The 21,539-nt window shown below is 33.1% G+C and carries 22 protein-coding genes; 11 read left to right on the forward strand and 11 right to left on the reverse strand.

Features of this window, described 5'->3' with window-relative positions:
• Positions 1-29: 29 nt before the first annotated feature.
• Together INR76_RS13030 and INR76_RS13035 are read right to left on the reverse strand one after the other, a co-directional pair.
• Entirely contained in the window at positions 30-665 is a 636-nt protein-coding gene (locus INR76_RS13030; protein WP_223108389.1) for a LysE family translocator, read from the reverse strand.
• Between the two features lie 3 nt (positions 666-668).
• A complete protein-coding gene (locus INR76_RS13035) occupies positions 669-1,682 on the reverse strand; it encodes a quinone-dependent dihydroorotate dehydrogenase (RefSeq protein WP_223108390.1) in 1,014 nt (337 codons plus the stop codon).
• A 179-nt stretch (positions 1,683-1,861) separates the two neighbouring features.
• On the opposite strand from INR76_RS13035, the gene pepT reads away from it, so the two are divergent.
• Complete coding sequence (gene pepT, locus INR76_RS13040; RefSeq protein WP_223108391.1) at positions 1,862-3,100, forward strand: peptidase T; 1,239 nt, start codon at positions 1,862-1,864, stop codon at positions 3,098-3,100.
• 76 nt (positions 3,101-3,176) lie between these two features.
• On the opposite strand, the gene yajC is transcribed toward pepT, so the two are convergent.
• The 4 genes from yajC to INR76_RS13060 all read right to left on the reverse strand — a co-directional run bounded on the left by yajC (position 3,177) and on the right by INR76_RS13060 (position 6,161).
• Positions 3,177-3,470, reverse strand: coding sequence for a preprotein translocase subunit YajC (gene yajC, locus INR76_RS13045; protein WP_223108392.1), 294 nt, complete (start codon positions 3,468-3,470; stop codon positions 3,177-3,179).
• 30 nt (positions 3,471-3,500) lie between these two features.
• On the reverse strand, positions 3,501-3,980 hold the full coding sequence (locus tag INR76_RS13050) for a DUF1573 domain-containing protein (protein WP_223108393.1): 480 nt from the start codon (positions 3,978-3,980) through the stop codon (positions 3,501-3,503).
• A 51-nt stretch (positions 3,981-4,031) separates the two neighbouring features.
• Complete coding sequence (gene nusB, locus INR76_RS13055; protein ID WP_223108394.1) at positions 4,032-4,976, reverse strand: transcription antitermination factor NusB; 945 nt, start codon at positions 4,974-4,976, stop codon at positions 4,032-4,034.
• An 87-nt stretch (positions 4,977-5,063) separates the two neighbouring features.
• Positions 5,064-6,161 carry a Glu/Leu/Phe/Val dehydrogenase gene (locus tag INR76_RS13060; RefSeq protein ID WP_223108395.1) on the reverse strand — a complete coding sequence of 366 codons (1,098 nt, stop codon included), beginning with the start codon at positions 6,159-6,161 and terminating at the stop codon, positions 5,064-5,066.
• Between the two features lie 118 nt (positions 6,162-6,279).
• Here INR76_RS13060 and INR76_RS13065 point away from each other — a divergent pair, with 118 nt between their 5' ends.
• The 6 genes from INR76_RS13065 to INR76_RS13090 all read left to right on the forward strand — a co-directional run bounded on the left by INR76_RS13065 (position 6,280) and on the right by INR76_RS13090 (position 11,424).
• Positions 6,280-8,034 carry an ABC transporter ATP-binding protein gene (locus INR76_RS13065; RefSeq protein ID WP_223108396.1) on the forward strand — a complete coding sequence of 585 codons (1,755 nt, stop codon included), beginning with the start codon at positions 6,280-6,282 and terminating at the stop codon, positions 8,032-8,034.
• A gap of 64 nt (positions 8,035-8,098) precedes the next feature.
• The gene (locus INR76_RS13070) at positions 8,099-8,482 is read left to right on the forward strand and encodes a PUR family DNA/RNA-binding protein (protein ID WP_223108397.1); all 384 of its coding nucleotides are present in this window, start codon (positions 8,099-8,101) and stop codon (positions 8,480-8,482) included.
• Positions 8,483-8,590: 108 nt separating this feature from the next.
• The gene (locus INR76_RS13075) at positions 8,591-9,583 is read left to right on the forward strand and encodes a glycosyltransferase family 2 protein (protein ID WP_223108398.1); all 993 of its coding nucleotides are present in this window, start codon (positions 8,591-8,593) and stop codon (positions 9,581-9,583) included.
• Between the two features lie 84 nt (positions 9,584-9,667).
• Complete coding sequence (locus INR76_RS13080; protein ID WP_223108399.1) at positions 9,668-10,528, forward strand: OmpA family protein; 861 nt, start codon at positions 9,668-9,670, stop codon at positions 10,526-10,528.
• 72 nt (positions 10,529-10,600) lie between these two features.
• Complete coding sequence (locus INR76_RS13085; RefSeq protein ID WP_223108400.1) at positions 10,601-11,080, forward strand: nuclear transport factor 2 family protein; 480 nt, start codon at positions 10,601-10,603, stop codon at positions 11,078-11,080.
• Between the two features lie 2 nt (positions 11,081-11,082).
• On the forward strand, positions 11,083-11,424 hold the full coding sequence (locus tag INR76_RS13090; RefSeq protein WP_223108401.1) for a hypothetical protein: 342 nt from the start codon (positions 11,083-11,085) through the stop codon (positions 11,422-11,424).
• Here the strand turns inward: INR76_RS13090 and INR76_RS13095 are convergent.
• The gene (locus INR76_RS13095; protein WP_223108402.1) at positions 11,421-12,038 is read right to left on the reverse strand and encodes an L-threonylcarbamoyladenylate synthase; all 618 of its coding nucleotides are present in this window, start codon (positions 12,036-12,038) and stop codon (positions 11,421-11,423) included. The two genes, INR76_RS13090 and INR76_RS13095, sit on opposite strands and share 4 nt — an antisense overlap.
• 153 nt (positions 12,039-12,191) lie before the next feature.
• Between INR76_RS13095 and INR76_RS13100 the strand changes: the two genes are divergently transcribed.
• Together INR76_RS13100 and INR76_RS13105 are read left to right on the forward strand one after the other, a co-directional pair.
• On the forward strand, positions 12,192-13,058 hold the full coding sequence (locus INR76_RS13100; protein ID WP_223108403.1) for an alpha/beta hydrolase: 867 nt from the start codon (positions 12,192-12,194) through the stop codon (positions 13,056-13,058).
• Between the two features lie 86 nt (positions 13,059-13,144).
• Positions 13,145-14,077 (forward strand): alpha/beta hydrolase, encoded by a 933-nt coding sequence (locus INR76_RS13105; protein ID WP_223108404.1) that lies wholly within the window; start codon positions 13,145-13,147, stop codon positions 14,075-14,077.
• Here the strand turns inward: INR76_RS13105 and INR76_RS13110 are convergent.
• Positions 14,074-16,392, reverse strand: coding sequence for an ATP-dependent helicase (locus INR76_RS13110; protein ID WP_223108405.1), 2,319 nt, complete (start codon positions 16,390-16,392; stop codon positions 14,074-14,076). The two genes, INR76_RS13105 and INR76_RS13110, sit on opposite strands and share 4 nt — an antisense overlap.
• A 192-nt stretch (positions 16,393-16,584) precedes the next feature.
• On the opposite strand from INR76_RS13110, the gene INR76_RS13115 reads away from it, so the two are divergent.
• Positions 16,585-18,198, forward strand: coding sequence for an FMN-binding glutamate synthase family protein (locus INR76_RS13115; protein WP_223108406.1), 1,614 nt, complete (start codon positions 16,585-16,587; stop codon positions 18,196-18,198).
• Positions 18,199-18,231: 33 nt separating this feature from the next.
• Entirely contained in the window at positions 18,232-18,753 is a 522-nt protein-coding gene (locus INR76_RS13120; RefSeq protein ID WP_223108407.1) for a hypothetical protein, read from the forward strand.
• Between the two features lies 1 nt (position 18,754).
• Here INR76_RS13120 and INR76_RS13125 read toward each other — a convergent pair whose 3' ends face one another.
• The 3 genes from INR76_RS13125 to INR76_RS13135 all read right to left on the reverse strand — a co-directional run bounded on the left by INR76_RS13125 (position 18,755) and on the right by INR76_RS13135 (position 21,532).
• Positions 18,755-19,390 carry a response regulator transcription factor gene (locus INR76_RS13125; protein WP_223108408.1) on the reverse strand — a complete coding sequence of 212 codons (636 nt, stop codon included), beginning with the start codon at positions 19,388-19,390 and terminating at the stop codon, positions 18,755-18,757.
• Positions 19,391-19,417: 27 nt separating this feature from the next.
• Complete coding sequence (locus INR76_RS13130; protein ID WP_223108409.1) at positions 19,418-20,182, reverse strand: sensor histidine kinase; 765 nt, start codon at positions 20,180-20,182, stop codon at positions 19,418-19,420.
• 642 nt (positions 20,183-20,824) lie between these two features.
• A complete protein-coding gene (locus INR76_RS13135; RefSeq protein WP_223108410.1) occupies positions 20,825-21,532 on the reverse strand; it encodes a hypothetical protein in 708 nt (235 codons plus the stop codon).
• Positions 21,533-21,539: the final 7 nt, after the last annotated feature.

Here is a 21,539-nt window from a genome sequence, read left to right on the forward strand (position 1 = left end):
ACCAATCTTAAGGATTTTTAACTTTCAAATTAAGGCAGTAAAATAAATATGGCAATGCCTACAAAAACAATGATTTGAAGCCATTTTAATACCATCCCTATTGATTTATATTTTAAAATATATGTTGAAATTTTACCTGCCAAAATCGATATAAAACTAAAAACTAAGAATGAAACTATCATAAACAAAGCGCCCAAAACATAAAACTGCAAAACTGTGTTTTCGGTTTCGTTCCAAAGAAAAGCAGGAAAAAAGGCTAAAAAGAAAATCATTACTTTGGGGTTTACCAAATTCATAATAAACCCTTGTTTGTAAAGCTGGAGATAACTTTTAGTAGGTGTTTTGGTTTTTTCATCTTCAGAAGAAGTAGGAATTGAAACATTTGCATCACTTTTAAAAACCACAAAGGCTAGATAAAGTAAGTAAATAGCACCTAGCACTTTAATTCCATAGAAAATAGTATTTGACGTGGTAATAATTGCTGAAACCCCAAAAGCTAACAAAGTAGTATGAACAATACATCCACTTATTAAACCTGCTGTGGTAGCGATACCGCTTTTTACACCATTCACTAGCGATTGAGTAAGTACGTAAATATTATCGGGTCCGGGTGAAAACGCCAAAGCTATAGTTGCTAAAGAAAATGAAAGTAGGTTTTCTAGCATAAATTAATTTTTCAAAATAGCTTCATTAATTTGCTTAATCAATTGAGGACCTTCATAAATAAAACCAGTATAAATTTGTACCAAGCTCGCACCGGCTTCTAGTTTTTCTATAGCATCTTGTGAGGTATGGATTCCCCCTACTCCAATGATAGGAAATGCTTTATTACTTTTTTCTGAAAGAAATCTAATTACTTCTGTAGCGCGATTTGCTAAAGGTTTACCACTCAAACCTCCCATTTCAGATTTATTTTCTGAAATAAGTCCTTCTCTGTTAATGGTAGTATTGGTAGCAATCACTCCGTCTATTTTAGTTTGATCGACAATGGTGATAATATCTAATAACTGTTCATTAGTTAAATCTGGAGCGATTTTTAATAAAATAGGCTTGCGCTTAGGTTTTAAATCATTTTTCTGCTGTAAGGTTTTTAACAACCTCGTCAAAGGTTCTTTATCTTGTAAGGCACGTAAATTGGGCGTATTGGGCGAGCTCACATTTACTACAAAGTAATCTACATAATCAAATAAAGCTTCAAAACAAATAATATAATCCTCAACGGCTTGATCATTTGCTGTAACTTTATTTTTACCAATATTACCGCCTACAAGCACTCCTGTATTACTTTTTAATCGTTCAACCGCATTTTCTACTCCCCCGTTATTGAACCCCATTCGGTTGATAATTGCACTGTCATTTTGTAACCTAAACAATCGTTTTTTAGGATTTCCAGGTTGTGGTTTTGGCGTTACAGTGCCTATTTCTATAAAGCCAAATCCGAAGTTTGAAAGCTCTTTATAAAGTTTTGCATCTTTATCAAAACCTGCTGCAAGACCAACAGGATTTGGAAATTTTAAACCAAACACCTCACGCTCTAGCTCTTTATTTTCAATTTTATAAAGACTTTTAAATAATCCACCCAAGCCAATGGAGCTTAAAAAACGGATTAACTTAAAGGTAAAATGATGTACTTTTTCTGGATCAAACTGAAAAAGAATTGGACGGATAATAGATTTATACATAGGCGAAAAGAATCTTCGGCAAAAATAACAAGAAACTTGGTATTAGTATTTGCAATATGCTTTAATTTGTAAAACAAAATTCCTTATAGTAAAGCTACAAGGAAATTTTACCGGAAAAATTGATGATGGTATCATTTCTTGAGAAAAAATACTCTCAAGTATTGAGAAAAAGTAAAATTATGATAGAAAAACAACACCTTATTGATCGCTTTTTTAGTTATGTAAAAGTAGATACTGAAAGTGATCCAGAGAGCAACACCACTCCAAGTACAGAAAAACAATGGAACCTAGCCAATGCTTTGGTTGATGAGTTAAAACGTATTGGTCTTGAAGATGTAACAATTGACGAAAACGCTTACATAATGGCTACGCTACCTTCAAATGTTGATCACGAAGTTCCTGTGATAGGTTTTATCTCTCATTTTGATACAACCCCAGATTTTACAGGAGCCAATGTTAACCCTCAAATAGTTGAAAACTACGACGGAAAAGACATTGTTTTGAATGCTGAAGAAAATATTATATTATCTCCAGATGACTTTGATGATTTATTATTATACAAAGGACAAACCATCATCACAACAGATGGAACAACCTTACTAGGAGCAGATGATAAAGCCGGTATTGCCGAAATAGTTTCAGCTATGGAATATTTGGTAAACAACCCTGAAATTAAACATGGAAAAATACGAGTTGGCTTTACTCCCGATGAAGAGATAGGTCGCGGAGCTCATAAATTTGACGTTGAAAAATTTGGTGCAGAATGGGCCTACACGATGGATGGAAGTCAAATTGGCGAACTTGAATACGAAAATTTTAATGCTGCAGGAGCTGTAGTTACAGTAAAAGGTAAAATTGTTCATCCGGGATACGCAAAAGGTAAAATGATCAACAGCATGTATATTGCTACAGACTATATTAACTCTCTACCTAGAATGGAAACCCCAGAACATACCGAGAATCGGGAAGGCTTTTTTCATTTATATAGTGTAAATGGCGAGGTAGACAGCACCAAATTACAGTACATCATTCGTGATCATGATAAAAATCACTTTGAAGCCAGAAAAGAAATGATGGTCAAGCTTGCAGATGAAATTAATGCACAGCACGAAAAAGAAGTTGTAACTGTTGAAATTTCAGATCAATATTTTAATATGCGTGAAAAGATTGAACCTATAATGCATATCGTTGATGTTGCTGAAGAAGCTATGAAACAAGCCAATATAGAACCTCTTATTAAACCTATACGAGGAGGAACAGACGGATCTCAATTAAGTTTTAAAGGATTACCTTGTCCAAATATTTTTGCAGGAGGACATAACTTCCACGGGCGTTATGAGTATGTTCCTGTTGAGAGTATGCAAAAGGCTATTGAGGTTATTGTAAATATTACCCAATTGGTTGCAAAGAAAAAGTAAACTAGACACAATCTAGCGTATAAAAAAACCGCAACTTAATTAGGTTGCGGTTTTTTTAGGTATTAATCTTGATAAACTATTTTTTATCTTTTTTTGCGGGTGCATTTAACTTTTCACTTAATTCCATAGATAGTGAAGAGCGTTCAAATTTCATTTTGCCGGCACCAGTTTCAATAATACAAGTACCGTCTTCATTTAAGTCTAAAATTTTACCGTGTAAACCGCTTTTGGTAATTACCTTGTCTCCTTTTTTAATTTCTTGAGCAAATTTCTTTTCTTGTTTTTGCTTTTTCATTTGTGGACGTATTAAAAATAAATACATCACAGCAAATAATAAGATTATAGGGAGAAAGCCTTGAATTTGTTCCATAAAAATAGTCTATTCTTTAATTAAGATTTCTTAGCTTGTTTTAAGCATATTTGAGTTACCAGTTCCGTCTTTAGGCTGAACGAAAGCTTTAATTTTTAATGTTTCCTTACCTTTTTCAGTATTGGCAACGATAGTAATAGTTTTGTTTACTTGATTAGTACCACTACCATCATACTTTACTAAAAGTTGTCCTTCTTCTCCAGGAGCAACCGCTTCTTTTGAGTATTCAGGAACAGTACATCCACAGCTACTTGTTGCATTTACAATTACTAATGGTGCATCACCTGTATTTGTAAATTTGAATAAGTGTTCTACTTTTTCTCCTTTTTGTATTGTCCCGAAGTCAAACTCAGTTTTTTCAAATGACATTACCGGAAATTTTGCTGCAGTTGCATCACGATCTGCTGCTGCTGCAACATTTTCTTCATTTACTTTATCTGAAGCCTTTTCTTTACAAGATGTAAAAGCGAAAGCTGAAAGTACAGCTAGAATTAAAATTGATTTTTTCATAGGATAAATATTTTATGTTTAAGCGCCGCTAAAGTACTTAATTTTTTACTTTTATTGAAGTCCGCGACCTATTTTATTAAGTTTACCTTGCTTTGTATATTCTTTTACTAGTTTGTCCAAAATTCCATTTATAAAGCTACTACTCTTAGGCGTTGAGTATTCTTTTGAAATTTCTAGACATTCATTAATAGTTGCTCTTGCAGGTATTGACGGAAAGTATAAAAACTCGGCCATTCCTATTTTAAGGATAATCATATCAATATCTGCTATTCTATCTTTGTCCCAATTGGGTGTTTTTCCATCAATTTCGGCGTCAAGCTTTTCATTATTTAGAATTATCTTCCGAAGTAATATTAAAGCAAATTCACGATCTTCTTCATTTTTATACAACGATGGCATTAATGTCTCGCTTGCATTTTTTTCTGAAATTTTTGATAGTGTTTTTACAATTGCGGTATTGACCAAAGGAAAATCATCAAGCCACGTTAAACGTTTGTCTTCAAGATAATCATAAAGCTTTTCATTGGGCGCAATGACATCTTTGTAAAGCTTTACGACAAAGTCTTTATCTTCTTTGTATGTAGCTTCTTTATCTGAAATATACTTGGTATACCAGTCTTGTTTTTTTAATTCATTAAAAATTATAGCTACGTATTCACTTTCATTTTCCCAATAATTCAGTTTTTTGTTTTTAAGTGCTTCTTGAAAAGCAGGGTTTGCTTCAATAAGCTGAATCACTTTGTTATCAACAAACGTTCTGTTAGGATTTTTTTCTTCTGCTGTAGCTAAGTGTTTTTGTTGAGATTTTTGCAAATAGACTTCGGCGTGGTTTTTTACTTCTACAACCAATTGTAGCATGAGAAGATACAAATCTTGCATTTGGTCTATACTGTAAAGTAAAAACTTTTCTTGTTTGTCTAGGTCTTGGTGTTCACTTTGAAAGAAAGCGTAAACCGACTGTAAAACTTTGATTCTAATATGTCTTCTTGTGAGCATATTTTAAGGTAAAGAACATTTATAAATAAACAACGCACAAGTGATTTCTTGTGCGTTGCAAATATACTATTTTAATATAGTTAAAAACTACATTTTTTCTTTTCTAGCAGCGATTCTAGCGTTTGCCATATCAAAAGCTGCTTGATGAGTAGTAACATCTTTACTCTCAGCATTTTTTAATATTTCAAGTGTTGTGTTGTATATGTTTTCTGTCTTACGGATGATTTCTTGACGACCGTAATTTTCTAATTCAGCATAAACATTTATAATTCCACCTGCGTTTATTAAAAAGTCTGGTGCGTAAACGATACCTCTCTCGCGCAATTGCAAACCGTGCTTTTGCTCTTCGGCTAACTGATTATTTGCAGCACCTGCAATAACTTTTGCTTTTAACTGGTTAATGGTTTGATCATTAACTGTTGCTCCTAAAGCACAAGGTGCGTAAATATCCATTTCTTCAGCATAAATATTGTCACCTTCATAAATTGTTGCGCTGTATTTATCGCGTACCTCTTCAAGACGTTCTTGGTTAATATCTGTGATATATACTTTTGCACCTTCATTGGTAAGGTTTTCTACAAGGGCTTCACCTACATTTCCTATTCCTTGAACGTAAACTACTTTGTCTTCTAGCACATCTGTTCCAAAAGCATATTTTGATGCAGCTTTCATACCCATAAATACACCATATGCTGTAATAGGCGAAGGGTTTCCGGCACCTCCTAAGGTTTCAGAAATACCTGTTACGTAAGGTGTTACTGAACGTACTAAGTCCATATCTCCGGTGGTCATTCCAATATCTTCAGCAGTGATGTATTTACCGCTTAAAGAATGTACAAACTCACCAAAACGTTTCATTAATTCTGGAGTTTTTTGCGTTTTTGCATCTCCTATAATTACTGCTTTTCCACCTCCTAAGTTTAGGCCTGTGATTGCAGATTTAAAAGTCATCCCTCGCGATAAGCGAAGTACATCATTTAAAGCTTCCCATTCGCTTGTATATTGCCACATACGTGTACCTCCTAATGCAGGTCCTAAAACCGTATTGTGAATACCAATTATTGCTTTTAATCCTGTATCTTTGTCATTGCAAAAAACGATTTGCTCGTGATTGTCAAAAGACATCTGCCCAAAAACGGGATCAACTTTTTGAAGTTCTTGTGTGTTTACTACTTCAGTTACCATAAATTTAAGTTTTTAAGTATCCTCTAAAAAGGACGTGCAAAAATAAAGATTTATTGATAATCCAACAAAGAAATAATCGCTAAAAGAAGAATTTATTAATAAATAGTATTGTCTTTAAATGAAAGAACTACAATATCTTAATCGGTTTTTTATAAAATACCGTGGTCGCTTACTATTAGGCTTATTAATTACCATTGCTGCTACCATTTTTAAAATAGTGGTTCCTAAAAAAATAGGAGACTCTGTTAATGTAGTTCGTGCATACTTGAATGGTGATATTTCAGACTTTGCCTCTGTAAAAGCCGAACTTTTAGAAAACATCTTATTGATTTTAGGAGCTACATTATTATCGGCATTTTTTACTTTTTTAATGCGACAAACAATTATTGTTGTTTCAAGATATATTGAATATGATTTAAAAAATGAAGTTTTTAAACAGTATGAGAGACTTTCTCTTAGCTTCTATAAACAAAACCGAACCGGTGATTTAATGAACCGTATAAGTGAAGATGTTTCAAAAGTACGATTGTATGCAGGACCTGCTCTTATGTATAGTACAACAACCATCACACTCTTCATTGTAGCTATAAGTTATATGTTTTATACAGCCCCGGTTTTAACAGCTTACGCAGTTGCTCCATTACCTATTCTTTCGGTTTTGGTGTATAAGCTTAGTATTGCCATTAATAAACGAAGTACAGTTGTACAACAATATTTATCAAAATTAACTTCATACACTCAAGAAAGTTTCAGTGGTGTTGCAGTTATTAAGGCTTACGGTATTGAACCTAGAACCAATAGAAATTTTGCAAATCTAGCCGAAGGTAGTAGAGATAAAAATATTGATTTAGCAAAAATTCAAGCGTTGTTTTTTCCGCTTATGGTTTTGTTAATTGGTATAAGTAACATATTAGTTATTTATATAGGTGGTCAACAATTTATTGATGGTAAAATTGATGTAGGAACTATTGTTGAGTTTCTTATCTATGTAAATATGCTCACTTGGCCAGTTGCAATTGTAGGTTTTGTAAGTTCAATGGTACAACAAGCAGAAGCTTCACAAAAACGAATTAATGAGTTTTTGAGTGAAAAACCTAGTGTAAAAAATCATACCACAAAAGAAACCCCAATACGAGGGAAAATCACATTTGAAAACCTGTCTTACACCTATCCAGATACAAATATCACGGCTTTAAAAGATATCTCTTTTACCGTAAACCCAGGTGAAACTCTTTCTATCATTGGTCACACCGGCTCTGGTAAATCTACAATACTTGAACTTATAGGTAGGTTATATGATGTAGAAAAAGGCATAATTAAGATAGATGAAACGCCTATTAAAGAGTTAAACCTTGATAATTTAAGAAGTAGTATTGGTTATGTACCACAAGACGCATTTTTATTTAGTGATAGTATTAAAAATAACATTCGCTTTGGAAAAGAAGATGCAGATGAAACTGAAGTTATAACGGCTGCCAAAAGAGCTGCTGTACACAAAAATATTATAGGTTTCAGTAAAGGTTATGATACCGTTTTGGGAGAGCGAGGTATTACATTAAGTGGCGGTCAAAAACAACGAGTTTCTATTGCACGAGCCATTATTAAAGATCCACAAATATTGTTGTTTGATGATTGTCTCTCAGCTGTAGACACCGAAACTGAGGAAGAAATTTTGCAAAATTTGCACGAAATTTCTCAAGATAAAACCACAATAATTGTGAGTCACCGTATTTCTTCGGCTAAAAATGCCAATAAAATAATTGTATTAGACGAAGGAAAAATTATTCAGCAAGGCACTCATAATCAACTTGTAAACCAAGAAGGATACTATAAAGAACTGTATGCAAAACAACTTTCAGAAAAAGAAATGTAAGGTTTACTTGCCATATTTTATTTTTTTTTAGATTTTTGGCTAAACATTAACAAAACCTAAACTAATGAGTGACCAGTATACGATGGAGAAAGAGGAAATAAATTCTAAAGTAATGCGTGCCGGAAGACGTACTTATTTTTTTGACGTGCGTTCTACAAAGGCCGGAGATTATTACCTAACAATTACAGAAAGTAAAAAGTTTACAAACGAAGACGGTTCTTATCATTACAAAAAACACAAAATTTATCTTTACAAGGAAGATTTTCAAGATTTTAGAGAAAACCTTGAAGAAATGACAAATTTTATTATTGATGAGAAAGGTGAAGAAGTGATAAGTGAACGTCATCAAAAAGATTACAAAAAAGAAAATGATACTACTATGCAAGTATCAAACAATGGAGAATCTGCAGCATCTAGTTTTACAGATGTAAGTTTTGATGATATTTAAAAACACTCTATATTTTTATAAAAAGCCGCTTTAAATATTAAGCGGCTTTTTTTATACACACTTAATTTCTTTTATTACCAACAATTAAAAAACACGTAATTTGCAAGAGTGAATGTAGCTGTAGTCATATTAAATTGGAACGGAAAAGCTTTATTAAAACAGTTTTTACCACAAGTAATAGCTTTTTCAAAAGAGGCTACTATTTATGTTGCAGATAATGCTTCAACAGATGACTCTGTAGCTTTTATTTCTGAAACATTTCCAGAAGTGAATGTTATTCAAAATACAACAAATGGTGGATATGCGAAAGGATACAACGATGCTTTAAAACAATTGCAAGAAGATATTTTTGTGTTACTTAATAGCGATGTACTTGTTACCAAAAACTGGCTCACCCCTATTATTAAAGGGTTTGAAAAAAATTCAAATATTGTCGCAGCACAACCAAAAATTCTAGATTACAACCGGAAAGAATACTTTGAATATGCCGGAGCTGCAGGCGGGTTTATTGATCTTTTTGGATATCCTTATTGCAGAGGACGCATTTTTGATACGCTAGAAAAAGATATAGGGCAGTACAATGATACACGTCCTATATTTTGGGCAAGCGGTGCTTGTTTATTCATCAGAAATAAAGCTTTTCAAGAAGCTGGAGGTTTTGATGAAGACTATTTTGCACACCAAGAAGAGATTGATCTATGCTGGAGATTACAAAATAAGGGCAAACAAATTTACTATTTTGGTACTTCAACAGTGTATCATGTAGGTGGTGCAACATTAAAAAACAGCAACCCAAAAAAAACGTTTCTCAATTTTAGAAATACTTTGCTTTCATTATTAAAAAATGCATCAGGATCAAAGGTCTATTTTATTCTTTTTTTTAGACTTATTTTGGACGCTCTTGCAGCATTTCAGTTTTTACTGAAAGGAAAATTTAACCACATTTTTGCTCTTTTAAAAGCACACATAAGCTTTTACTCTCTTTTTTTTAAGTTTCTGACAAAGAGAAAAATACACGCTTCAAAACAACATTATTATCATAAAAAATCAATTGTATGGTTGTATTTTGTTTTAAACAAAAAACATTTTAACGACCTCTGATAAATTTTACTTAAAGTATTGTTAATCGTTATACAGCTATATTTCCTTTTAATAATTTTGAACAACAATTAAACAACTATAATTATGAAAAAAATATTGATTCTAGCAGCTTGCTCAGCTTTTGTTTTCACATCGTGTGTTTCAAAAAAGAAATATGCCGAGTTACAAGATAAGCAAGAAAAAACACAAGATCTATTAAATACTGCAACCGTTAAATTAAACGATTGTCTTTCAGAGAAATCTGGTTTAGAAGCGCAAAATAATTCACTTAAAAGCCAAGTAGCTTCTCTAAATGCAACCAATGGTGATTTAATCAAACAAATTGGTGATTTTACAGATTTAACCAAAAAAGGTGCTGAAAACTTAGAAAAGTCATTAGAAAGCTTAAAAGAAAAAGACCTTACAATACGTAAATTACAAGATGCGGTAACACGTCGTGACTCAGTAAATCTTGCATTAGTTCAAAGTTTAAAAGGAGCTATTGGTAACCTTGATGATGAAGATATCGAGATTAGTGTAGAAAAAGGTGTGGTGTATGTGAATATTTCAGATAAGTTATTATTCCGTAGTGGTAGTTACCAAATCACAACTAGAGCACGTGAAGTGTTAGGTAAAGTTGCTACAGTTGTTAAAAACAAGCCAGACTTTGAATTTTTAGTAGAAGGTCATACAGATACAGACCCAATAAGCACAGGTTGTATTAAAGACAACTGGGATTTAAGTGTACTTCGTGCAACTGCAGTTGTGAGAACATTACAAGATGACTTTGGTGTAGCTCCTGCTCGTATGACAGCCGGTGGACGTGGAGAATATATTCCTGTAGCTAGTAATGATTCAGCAGATGGTAAAGCTAAAAACAGAAGAACTAGAATTGTGGTATTACCAAAAATTGACCAATTCTATAGTATGATTGAAGATGGTCTTAAAGATCCTAAAATCAACTAATGATTTGTAAATCATAAAATAAATTAAAACCCGGCAAATTGCCGGGTTTTTTTATATAACTTAGTGTACCCTATGAATTCCGAAGAAAATATAATTGAAAAATTTTACCAAGCATTTGAGCATCTTGATGCAGAAAAAATGATTGAGTGCTATCACGATGATGTTACATTTGAAGACCCTGCTTTTGGTGTTCTTAGAGGTGATAAAGCAAAAAATATGTGGCGCATGCTATGTAATTCACAAAAAGGAAAAGATTTTAAAATTAAAACAACGCATATAGAATACACTCCAGAAAAAGGAGTCGCTCATTGGGAAGCTTATTATACCTTCGGAAAGAAAAACAGAAAAGTTCACAACGTTATTAGTGCCGAGTTTAAATTTAAAGACGGAAAAATTATAAATCATTTAGACCGGTTTAACCTCTACAAATGGTCTAAGCAATCTATGGGTATGACAGGTTTTTTATTGGGTTGGACAGCTTTTTTCAAAAAGAAAATAAAGAAACAAACCAATATGCGTTTAAGTGAATTTGAACAAAAAAACAACAATTGATTATGGAGGGAATTTCAACAAATTGGACGCGAGAAGAATTAAAAGCATACATACTGCTGTACTGTGCACACGCAGATTTTATAGAAACCAAAGAAGAGATTGATTACATAAAATCTAAAGTTAGTGAAGCCGATTATCAAAAAATTCACAATGAATTTGAAAATGATAGCGACTATGAGAGCATTCAAAAAATTGAATATACTATTGAAAAATATAATTACACTGAAGCTGAAATAGATTTGCTTTTTAAGAGAATTAAAGAGTTATTCTATCTAGATGGAGAGTATAGCGCAGCAGAACAAAGTATTTTTATAGGATTAAAACACTTGTTAAAAACTAACTAAATCTCTAAACTTCCTTTCCCTTCTCTTATAAGTTCAGGTTCATCTCCTGTTAAGTCAATTACAGTTGATGGAACATTATCTCCATACCCTCCGTCAATTACTACATCAACAAGTTTTTCCCATTTTTCAAAAATAAGTTCTGGATCTGTTGTGTATTCTATTACCTCATCTTCATCCTTGATTGATGTAGAAACAATAGGATTACCCAATTCTCTTACGATTGCTCTAGTAATATTGTTATCAGGAACACGTATTCCTACTTCTTTTTTCTTTTTAAAAACAGTGGGCAAGTTGTTATTGCCAGGCAGTATAAAAGTATAAGGGCCGGGTAATGCACGTTTCAGTATTTTAAAAGTAGAGGTATTGATTTGCCTTACATAATCTGAAAGATTACTCAAATCTTCACACACAAATGAAAAATTTGCTTTTTCAAGTTTTACTCCTTTCAGTTGAGCTACGCGTTCAAGAGCTCTATTATTTGTGATATCACACCCCAAGGCATACACTGTATCACTAGGATATATTACCAAACCTCCATCTTTTATTATCTTCACTACCTTCTTTACATCCTTAGGGTTTGGGTTTTCTTCATATAATTTTATAAACTCTGCCATAATAATAGTTCTAGTTACTTAAAGATACTTTTATTACTTGATAAAGTCAAGAAAATAAGTACAATTAATATGGATAAACATCCCTTTTATTTTCTAAAAATACAATCTATTTGTGTAACCACCGTTATCATCTGTAATAGCAAATTATCCTCAATGAAAAGAGCTTTTTTAATAATCGTTTTTTCACTTATTTTTCTTTCTTGTAGTGAGGAAGAAACTTCAAAAGCAATTCAATCGCTGCCAGAAACAACTCGTATCAATGTTTCATATGGTGATAATCCGCAACAAGTGTATGACTTATATTTGCCTGAAGGTAGATCTTCAGAAAAAACTAAAGTAATCGTACTTATTCACGGTGGTGGATGGATTCAAGGGGATAAAGACTCTATGAATGATTATATTCCGTTACTAAAAGCTAAACATCCAGAATATGCTATTGTAAACATTAATTACGTATTAGCCAATCCTCCATCGGTTCCAGCTTTTCCCAATCAGTTTTTAGATGTGAAAAAAGTACTTAATAAATTAACTGAGGATAGTGAATCTCTTCAAATTTTACCAAAATTCGGTTTAATTGGAGCAAGTGCTGGTGCTCATATTGCTTTACAATATGATTATGTTTATGACACCACCAATCAAGTAAAAATGGTATGTAATATTGTTGGACCAACAGACTTTACAGATCCTTTTTATTCAGAAAACCCTAATTTTCAAGCCTTATTAGCTGCTCTGGTTGATGAGGAGGCATATCCCGAAAACACCAATTACGCCGAAGCCATAAGCCCTGCTCTTCAAGTAACAAACCAAAGTAGCCCCACAATATTATTTTATGGAGATGAAGATCCTCTAGTGCCGGTAAGCAATGGAGAAAAACTTCATAATGAACTAACTACTCATATGGTGTCAAACAGTATTACCATTTTTGATGGCGGTCACGGAGATTGGAACCAAGAGTCAAATGTTGACTTGCAGACTCAATTAAGTACGTTTATAAATGAGCATTTTCCAATTACTGAATAACTGTCAAACTACTCACTTTAAAATTATTAACGACAATCGATTGTAACTAATTTATTTCGGTTAAATTTGCATTTAAACCTATTTTTATGCATTTCATCCGATATATATTTGCTCTTTTGCTTTCTTTTGGTCTATTAGCTTCGTGTTCTTTGGATGAAAGCAGCCGTTTTTATTCAACCGAAACAAACTACGAAGTTTCTCTGAATAAAAATGCATCAATAGCACATAACACCTCCAAAGTTTTGGAGCAAAAAACCATACCCGATTATCCATACGGAAAAAACCCTAAACAAGTTTGCGACATCTATCTTCCCAAAGGGCGCACCTTTAATAAAACTAAAGTTTTGGTTTTACTACATGGTGGAGGCTGGATTAATGGTGATAAAGCCGGAATGAAAAAATATATTAAGGAAATTCAGCAACGAAATCCAAGGCACGCTATCGTAAATATGAATTATAGACTTGCTAATGAAAATACCTACGCATTTCCTAATCAATTTAATGATTTACAATTACTGCTTCAGGATTTAAAAAACAATGCCAGAGATTTTCAAATAAACCCTGAGTTTGGACTTATAGGTGCGAGTGCTGGAGCTCATATAGCAATGATGTATGATTATACTTATGACCAAGAAGATGCAGTAAAATTCGTATGTTCGATGGTAGGTCCTACAGATTTTACACATTCGTATTATCAAAATAGACCTGATTTTCAAGATTTATTAAATCTTTTGGTTGATCCAACTGTTTATCAAAATATTTCAGAAAACGTAGAGGTATTAAGTCCAGCTCATCAAGTTAGTAATATGACAAGCCCTACGATTATGTTTTATGGAGAAAATGACCCACTTGTACCCATAGAAAATGCATACGTACTTAATGAAAAGCTTGATTTTTTTAATATTGAAAAAGACCTAATGGTCTATTCTGGAGGCCACAATAATTGGGCAGATAGTGACTATAAAAACCTTCACAATACATTATCAACCTTTATAGAAGAACACTTGCCTATTAACTAAGAAACTACTTCTAGTTTGGCAAAACGAAGTAGTAGTTTTTTTAAACCACCATTTTCAAATTGAATTTCGGCTTTTGTATCAGCTCCTTTACCTTCTATTGATAATATTTTTCCTTTGCCAAAACGAACGTGCTCTACAAGCGTTCCTACATTAAGATTAGCTTTTTCTGCATCAAAGTTTTTATCAGTATCACTTGAAACAGGCTTTAACCTTCTCAATTTTCGTAATTGTGCTTCGGTAGGTCCTTTAGGAGGTGTGCCAGATTTTGGTTTTTTTAATCGTAATTTACTTTTATCAACTTCATCAAAAATATCGGCATCAATAAGAGGCTTAAACCTATTTTCGGTTTTTGGGGTTAAATATTCCAAAAAGCTTTCATCAATTTCTTCAATAAACCGGCTGGGTTCTGCATCAATAAGCTTACCCCATCGATATCTAGATTGTGTGTATGTTAAAAAGGCTTGTTTTTCTGCTCGTGTTAAAGCCACATAAAATAGACGGCGCTCTTCTTCTAGTTCTGCCCTACTATTCATATTCATTCCGCTAGGAAATAAATCTTCTTCCATACCTACAATATAAACATATGGAAACTCTAGTCCTTTGGCTAAATGAACGGTCATTAATGCTACACGATCTTCATCTCCTTTTTCATTATCCAAGTCTGTTGCCAAGGCTACATCTTCTAGAAATTCGGCTAAAGAACCTGTTGTATCTGCCAATTCTTTTTGTTCTTCAACAAAATCTCGCATACCGTTAAGTAGTTCTTCAATATTTTCTATACGTGCTATACCTTCTGGTGTTCCGTCTTTTTTTAGTTCTTGAAGCAATCCAGTTTTTTTAGTAACATGCTCAGCAACTTGAAAAGCATCTTGATTTTTATTGAGTATTTGAAAACTTTGAATCATTGTAACAAAGTCTTCTAGCTTGCCTTGGGTACCTTTGTTTATTTTCAGGTTTATTTTATCTAAGTTTTGCATAACTTCAAAAATAGACCTGTTATAATGGTTGGCAGCCACTGTAAGACGCTCTAGTGTGGTTTGTCCTATACCGCGAGCTGGGTAGTTTATTACACGTTTTAAGGCTTCTTCATCTTTAGGGTTTAAAATAAGACGTAAATACGCAATAACGTCTTTAATTTCCTTACGTTGATAAAAGCTAAGTCCTCCATAAATTCTATATGGAATGTCTCGTTTACGTAATGCATCTTCAATGGCTCGAGACTGTGCATTTGTTCTATATAGAACGGCAAAATCGCTATGTTTTAATTGATTATTCATAGCTGTTTCAAATATAGAACTTGCCACAAAACGACCTTCATCACCATCTGTCATTGTTCTATTTACCTTGATTTTATGCCCCTCATCATTTGCAGTCCAAACTACTTTATCAAGACGCGTTTTGTTTTTTTCGATAATGCTGTTAGCAGCATTTACAATATTTTTGGTGGAGCGGTAATTTTGTTCTAGCCGATACACTTGTACATCATCATAGTCTTTCTGAAAATTTAGAATATTATTGATATTGGCTCCTCTAAAGGCATAAATACTTTGCGCATCATCACCTACCACACAAATGTTTTGAAACCGATCACTTAATGCCTTCACAATTAAATACTGACTATGATTGGTATCTTGATACTCATCAACGAGGATGTAACGAAATCTATCTTGATAGTGCGCCAATACCTCAGGAAAACGAGTTAAAAGTTCATTCGTTTTTAATAATAAATCATCAAAATCCATCGCTCCGGCTTTGAAGCATTTTTCTACATAATTGTTGTAAATATCACCCAAACGAGGCATTTTTGCCATAGCATCTGCCTCCATTAACTCTGGATTATTAAAATATGCTTTAACGGTTATTAAACTATTTTTATAGGAAGAAATACGAGAGTATACCTGCTTGTATTTGTACACATCTTTATCCAGTTGCATTTCTTTGATAACCGATCGTATTACACTATGAGAGTCTTGTGTATCATAAATGGTAAAATTGGAAGGATACCCCAGTCGGTGCCCTTCAAAACGAAGAATCTTTGCAAAAACACTGTGAAATGTTCCCATCCACAAATTTTTTGCTTCGCTGCTTCCAACAATTTGAGAGATTCTGCCTTTCATTTCTCGGGCAGCTTTGTTGGTAAATGTAAGCGCCAAAATATTGAAAGGATCAACGCCTTGAGACATTAGATAAGCAATTCTGTAAGTTAACACTCTTGTTTTACCAGATCCAGCCCCTGCAATCACTATCATTGCACCGTCTTTTTGAAGCACCGGTGCACGTTGGGCATCATTTAATTGTTCAAGATATTCTTGCAATTTTGTCTCCTTTTTTTGAATTTTTTTAAAAATGAAAAATACTGAAATTCAATTAAACACTTAAGCGGTTTTACTATAATTTATAAACAATACTAAGCATTGTTTTTTATAGAAAAACGAGTATCTTTATTCTAAAAGAAGCTGTGAATAGCCTAATTCTTTAAACTTCAGAAACACAATAAATTTACTTGCATGGATTCATTTTTAGAATTTATTAAATCCATCCCTTGGTGGGCTTGGGTTCTTCTTATTTTAATCATTGTTACTATAAAAGATATTTTTTTTAGTAAAAAACATACCATTTTACACAACTTCCCTATTATTGGGCATTTTAGGTATATGCTAGAAAGTATTGGCCCTGAATTGCGCCAATATATAGTTGCAAACAATCGAGAAGAGCTTCCTTTTAATCGCATAGAACGTGGTTGGATTTATGCTTCATCAAAAAATGAAAACAACTATGAAGGTTTCGGAACCGATAGAGATATCTATGAACCTAACTATATTTTTGTAAATAATGCAATGCTTCCTTATAAAATGAAAAAAGGGCATCCTAATATTAGTGACCCTTATTTTTTACCCTGCGCAAAAACTATGGGGGAAGGAAGACGAAAAAAACCATATAGACCTGCTTCAGTTATAAATGTTTCTGCAATGAGTTTTGGTTCATTATCTGCAAGAGCTGTAGAATCATTAAATAGAGGATGTGGCTTTGCAAATGCGTATCACAACACAGGAGAGGGCGGCTTGTCTCCTTATCATAAAACAGGTAGCGACGTAGTGTTTCATTTTGGTACCGGATACTTTGGTGTACGTGATGATAACGGTAATTTTTCAATGGATAAAATGAAACAACTGGTTCAAGAAAACCCACAAATAAAAGCTATTGAAGTAAAATTATCTCAAGGCGCAAAACCAGGAAAAGGTGGAGTTTTACCTTCATCAAAAATTACAGCTGAAATTTCTGAAATACGTCACGTCCCTATGGGAAAAGATGTAATATCCCCTCCATCACATTCGGCTTTTGAAGGAATTGAAGGTTTAATAGATTTTGTTGAAGCTATTGCTGAAGCAACCGGTTTACCAGTGGGCATCAAGTCTGCTGTGGGTAAATTGGAAGATTGGAAAAATCTTGCCGAGTTAATGGAGAAAACCAATAAAGGTCCAGATTTTATAACCATTGATGGCGGTGAGGGAGGTACCGGTGCTGCACCACCTAGTTTTGCAGATCACGTAGCACTACCTTGGATTTTTGGTTTTGCAGAAGTTTACCAAATTTTTAAAAGACACAAACTTTGCAATAGAATTGTATTTATAGGCAGTGGAAAGTTAGGGTTTCCTGCTAGAGCAGTCATGGCTTTTTCAATGGGCGTTGATTGTATAAATGTTGCTAGAGAGGCTATGATGTCTATTGGTTGTATACAAGCGCAACAATGCCACAATAACTCCTGCCCTAGCGGTGTTGCTACGCAAAATAAATGGCTACAGAGAGGAATCAATATTGATGATAAATCTGTGAGAACTCACTTTTATTTTAAAAATTTCAGAAAAGAATTTTTAGAAATGACGCATGCTTGCGGGTATGAACATCCTTGTCAACTTACTATGGACGATGTTGAAATTACATTAGGTGACAGAAATATAATGAAAAACCTTGCACAAACATTTACCTATGTAAAAACCCCGGTCCCTTTTGAAAGTATGCAAGCATTGCAAGACAGCCCTCATTTGGGAGGAAATTATCATAGAAAAAAGGAGAAAAAGCAAGTAAAAGAAATGAAAAAGAAAAACAAGGTTCGTTATTAATTTATATTTTTATCCAGAAATTAAATATTGTCAATGGAATTTACACCTGTTTTAAATTACGTAGCATACCTACTTCCTGCCATTGTAGTTGGTATCATAGCATATTATTTTTTTAAAGGTCATACAGCAAACGAAGAAGGGCGCCGTCGTTTTTTGATACAAAAAGAAGCACAAAATAAGGTTTTACCTACCCGATTACAGGCTTATGAACGACTAACCTTGCTGCTAGAGCGTATTGATCCTAATAAACTTTTAATACGTGTAAAACCAACTTCTTCTGAAATAGAAAAGTATGAAGAACTACTAATTAAAAATATTGAGCAAGAGTTTGATCACAATGTGACTCAACAGATTTATGTTTCAGTCGAATGTTGGAATTTAATTCAAACGGCAAAAAATGCCACTATACATATCATTAGGCAAGTTGCAATGCATGAACAAAAAAATACTGCAGATGCTATGAGAGAAGCTGTGTTACGCCATTTTATGGAAGAAATAACACCATCACAAAAAGCTTTGACATATATTAAAAAAGAAGTGAGTGAGTTGTATTAAATTAAGGTTTAAAATAGCCATTGCGTATAGCATACAATACCAGTCCTATTCTATTTTTTAAATGTAATTTTTCATAAATAGAATCTCGATACCCTTCAATAGTTTTGGGGCTTAAAAACATTTTTTCGGCAATTTCCTTGTAAGTCATTTCTGTACAAGCATATTTTAAAAACTCAATCTCTCGTTCTTTAAGCTCAACATCAGTTTCGTCTTTTGTAAGAGTTCCTATAAGTAGTTTTGAGATGGTATTTGTATGATAATAGCCTTTTTCAATAACCTGGTTTAAAGCTTCTTTAAGAATTTCTTTTTTCGTGTCTTTCATTAAATATCCTTTGGCACCGGCACGAAGCATTTTCAAAATTGTTTTTTCATTTTCTTCAACAGAAAGCGCAAGGACTTTTATATCGGGATATTCTTCTTTTAAAATTTTAGTAGTTTCTATGCCATTAAGAATAGGCATATTGATGTCCATTAATACTACATCTGGTTTGTTGTCAGGAAACTTTAGCTTTTCTAAAAGTTCGTTTCCGTTTTTACATAGGTAAGGAACTTCAAACGTATCAAAACCGCGCACAAGACCACCTATTGCCTCTAGCAATAAGTTATGATCATCAACAACCACCACCTTTTTTTTCATATATCTAAGTTAATGATATTCAAAACTTTAAACAAGTTTAGATTCAAAATCATATTGTAATTTTAAAGAAGTTCCCTTGTTTTCTTCTGAATATATCTCAAAATTTGCATTAATTACTTTGGCCCTATTTTTCATATTTTTCATTCCTATCCCTGAAAAATCTGTATCACTTGAAAAACCTATTCCGTCATCTTCTGCGGTGATGATGAGTTTTTCTGAAGTATACTTCACGACCACATTTAAATGAGAAGCTTTTGAGTGTTTTATGGTATTTGAAAAAAACTCTTGTAAAATTCTGAAGATGATAATTTCTTTTTTATTTCCAATATCTTCATACTCACCTTCAACCGTAAAGGTAGATTTTATAAACTCTAATCTATTAAAACGTTCAATTTCAAGGTTTAGCGCTTCAAGTAGGTTTAAACTTTTTAGTGCGTCTGGATTAATTAATTTTGATAAAGTACGTAGCTCGGTAATGCCTTTCCCAATGGTATCTGCCACTTCTTCAAGGGAGTCAGGTCTGTTTTTTGCCATTTGTACTTGTATTTTGGCCAGCGTCATTAGTTGACCAATATTATCATGCAATTCCCAACTTATGTTACGTAATGTTTCTTCTCTTATTTCTATTTGAATTTCAGAAAGTTCTTTCTCAAAAGCTTTTTTGGCTTGTTCTTGTTCTTCTAAGAGTTTATTTTTTCGCCTAACAAACACCGTAAAAAGCGTAATTATAATGGCTACTAACACCAAAACAATTACAACTGATACCAATCCTGCTATTTCCTTTTGGTCCATATAAAGCCAATTATAAAACAACTATACATAACAAGTATTAAGGCACGCTGCACATTATATAATGTTACAAAAACATCCATCTGTGTGGTAAAGAAACTCCTTGATATCTTTATAGGAATATAACCTACATGAAAAAGGAGTAAGCCAATACTTATCCAAAAAAGAAGGTTTTCTTTTATGTGTAATACTCTAGAGTCTGAGAGTAATTCTATGTAATATAAAATTATACAAATTATTATTAAACTAGCTCCCGCTATATAACTGGCTAATAGACTTTCTTGTAAAATATTAACAGCAAAAGCGTTTACTATTGTAACAGTTAAAAAAAGTAAAGCTATGTATTTAATCCATTTTTTATAGGTTTTGCTTTCTATAAAACTCCAAAAGACATAAAAGAAGTAGAGAAAATAAATAGTGTGATAAACATTGTAGATAATTGCATTTTGACCAAGCCAGTAATACAGATGCCTACCGGCAAACTCATTAACAAGAGTGTATACCAATATCCAAAGAAAGTACTTTAAAACAGTGTGCTTGTACTTACCATAAAAAAGGATTGCCGTAAATACGGCAACCCCGTAAAATGTAAATATTATATATTGAAAAATACTGTTAAAAAGCTCGTCCACTTATACAGATTAATTAGTTACCGCCAAAATCATCTTTACCTGTTGGTGGTGGTGGCACCAGATGAGACTCATTTAATGTTAAGCTAATGTCTTCACCTCCACCTTGAAAAACAGGATTAAGTAATAACATTTTACTACCAAAAGAAGGAACTTGTTCTGGGTTCATGTTACCGCCACCTTGTTTTGCACCTTCTAGCATACGTTTTACAACATCTCTTACAGGTACTGCATTGCGATTACCATCATCATCAACACGAATGAAAAAACCTAACTCCTCACCATTAAACTCTGCTGTGGGTAATATAAAAAATGAATTATGTTTTTCATATTCTTTAGTATCGCCTACACTACCATCTGCAGGATAGTTGGCAAAGTAATATCGTAAACCAGTAATTTTTACCTTCGCCATTTTTGCTTGGTCTTCTAGATATGCCATATAATGCTTCATGGTTTCAAAATCATATTGACCATAGCGTGTAGGGTAAAATTTTTCTGTACTATCTTGTTCCTCTTCATATTTTTTAATAATAGATGAGCGTCTATCTGTGTATGAATCATACATAGATTTTGCATCCATTACAGATATTATCTGTTTTGGAGGACCGTTATATTCTGCGCCATCATCATCGGTTTTATCTGGCACACCATCACAAGCAATAAATGCAGTGGTCAATACGAGTAAAGCTAAAATCTTTTTAAAACGTGGATTAAAATTTTTCATAGTTAGT

The organism is Marixanthomonas sp. SCSIO 43207 (genome assembly GCF_019904255.1).
Lineage (GTDB): Bacteria > Bacteroidota > Bacteroidia > Flavobacteriales > Flavobacteriaceae > Marixanthomonas.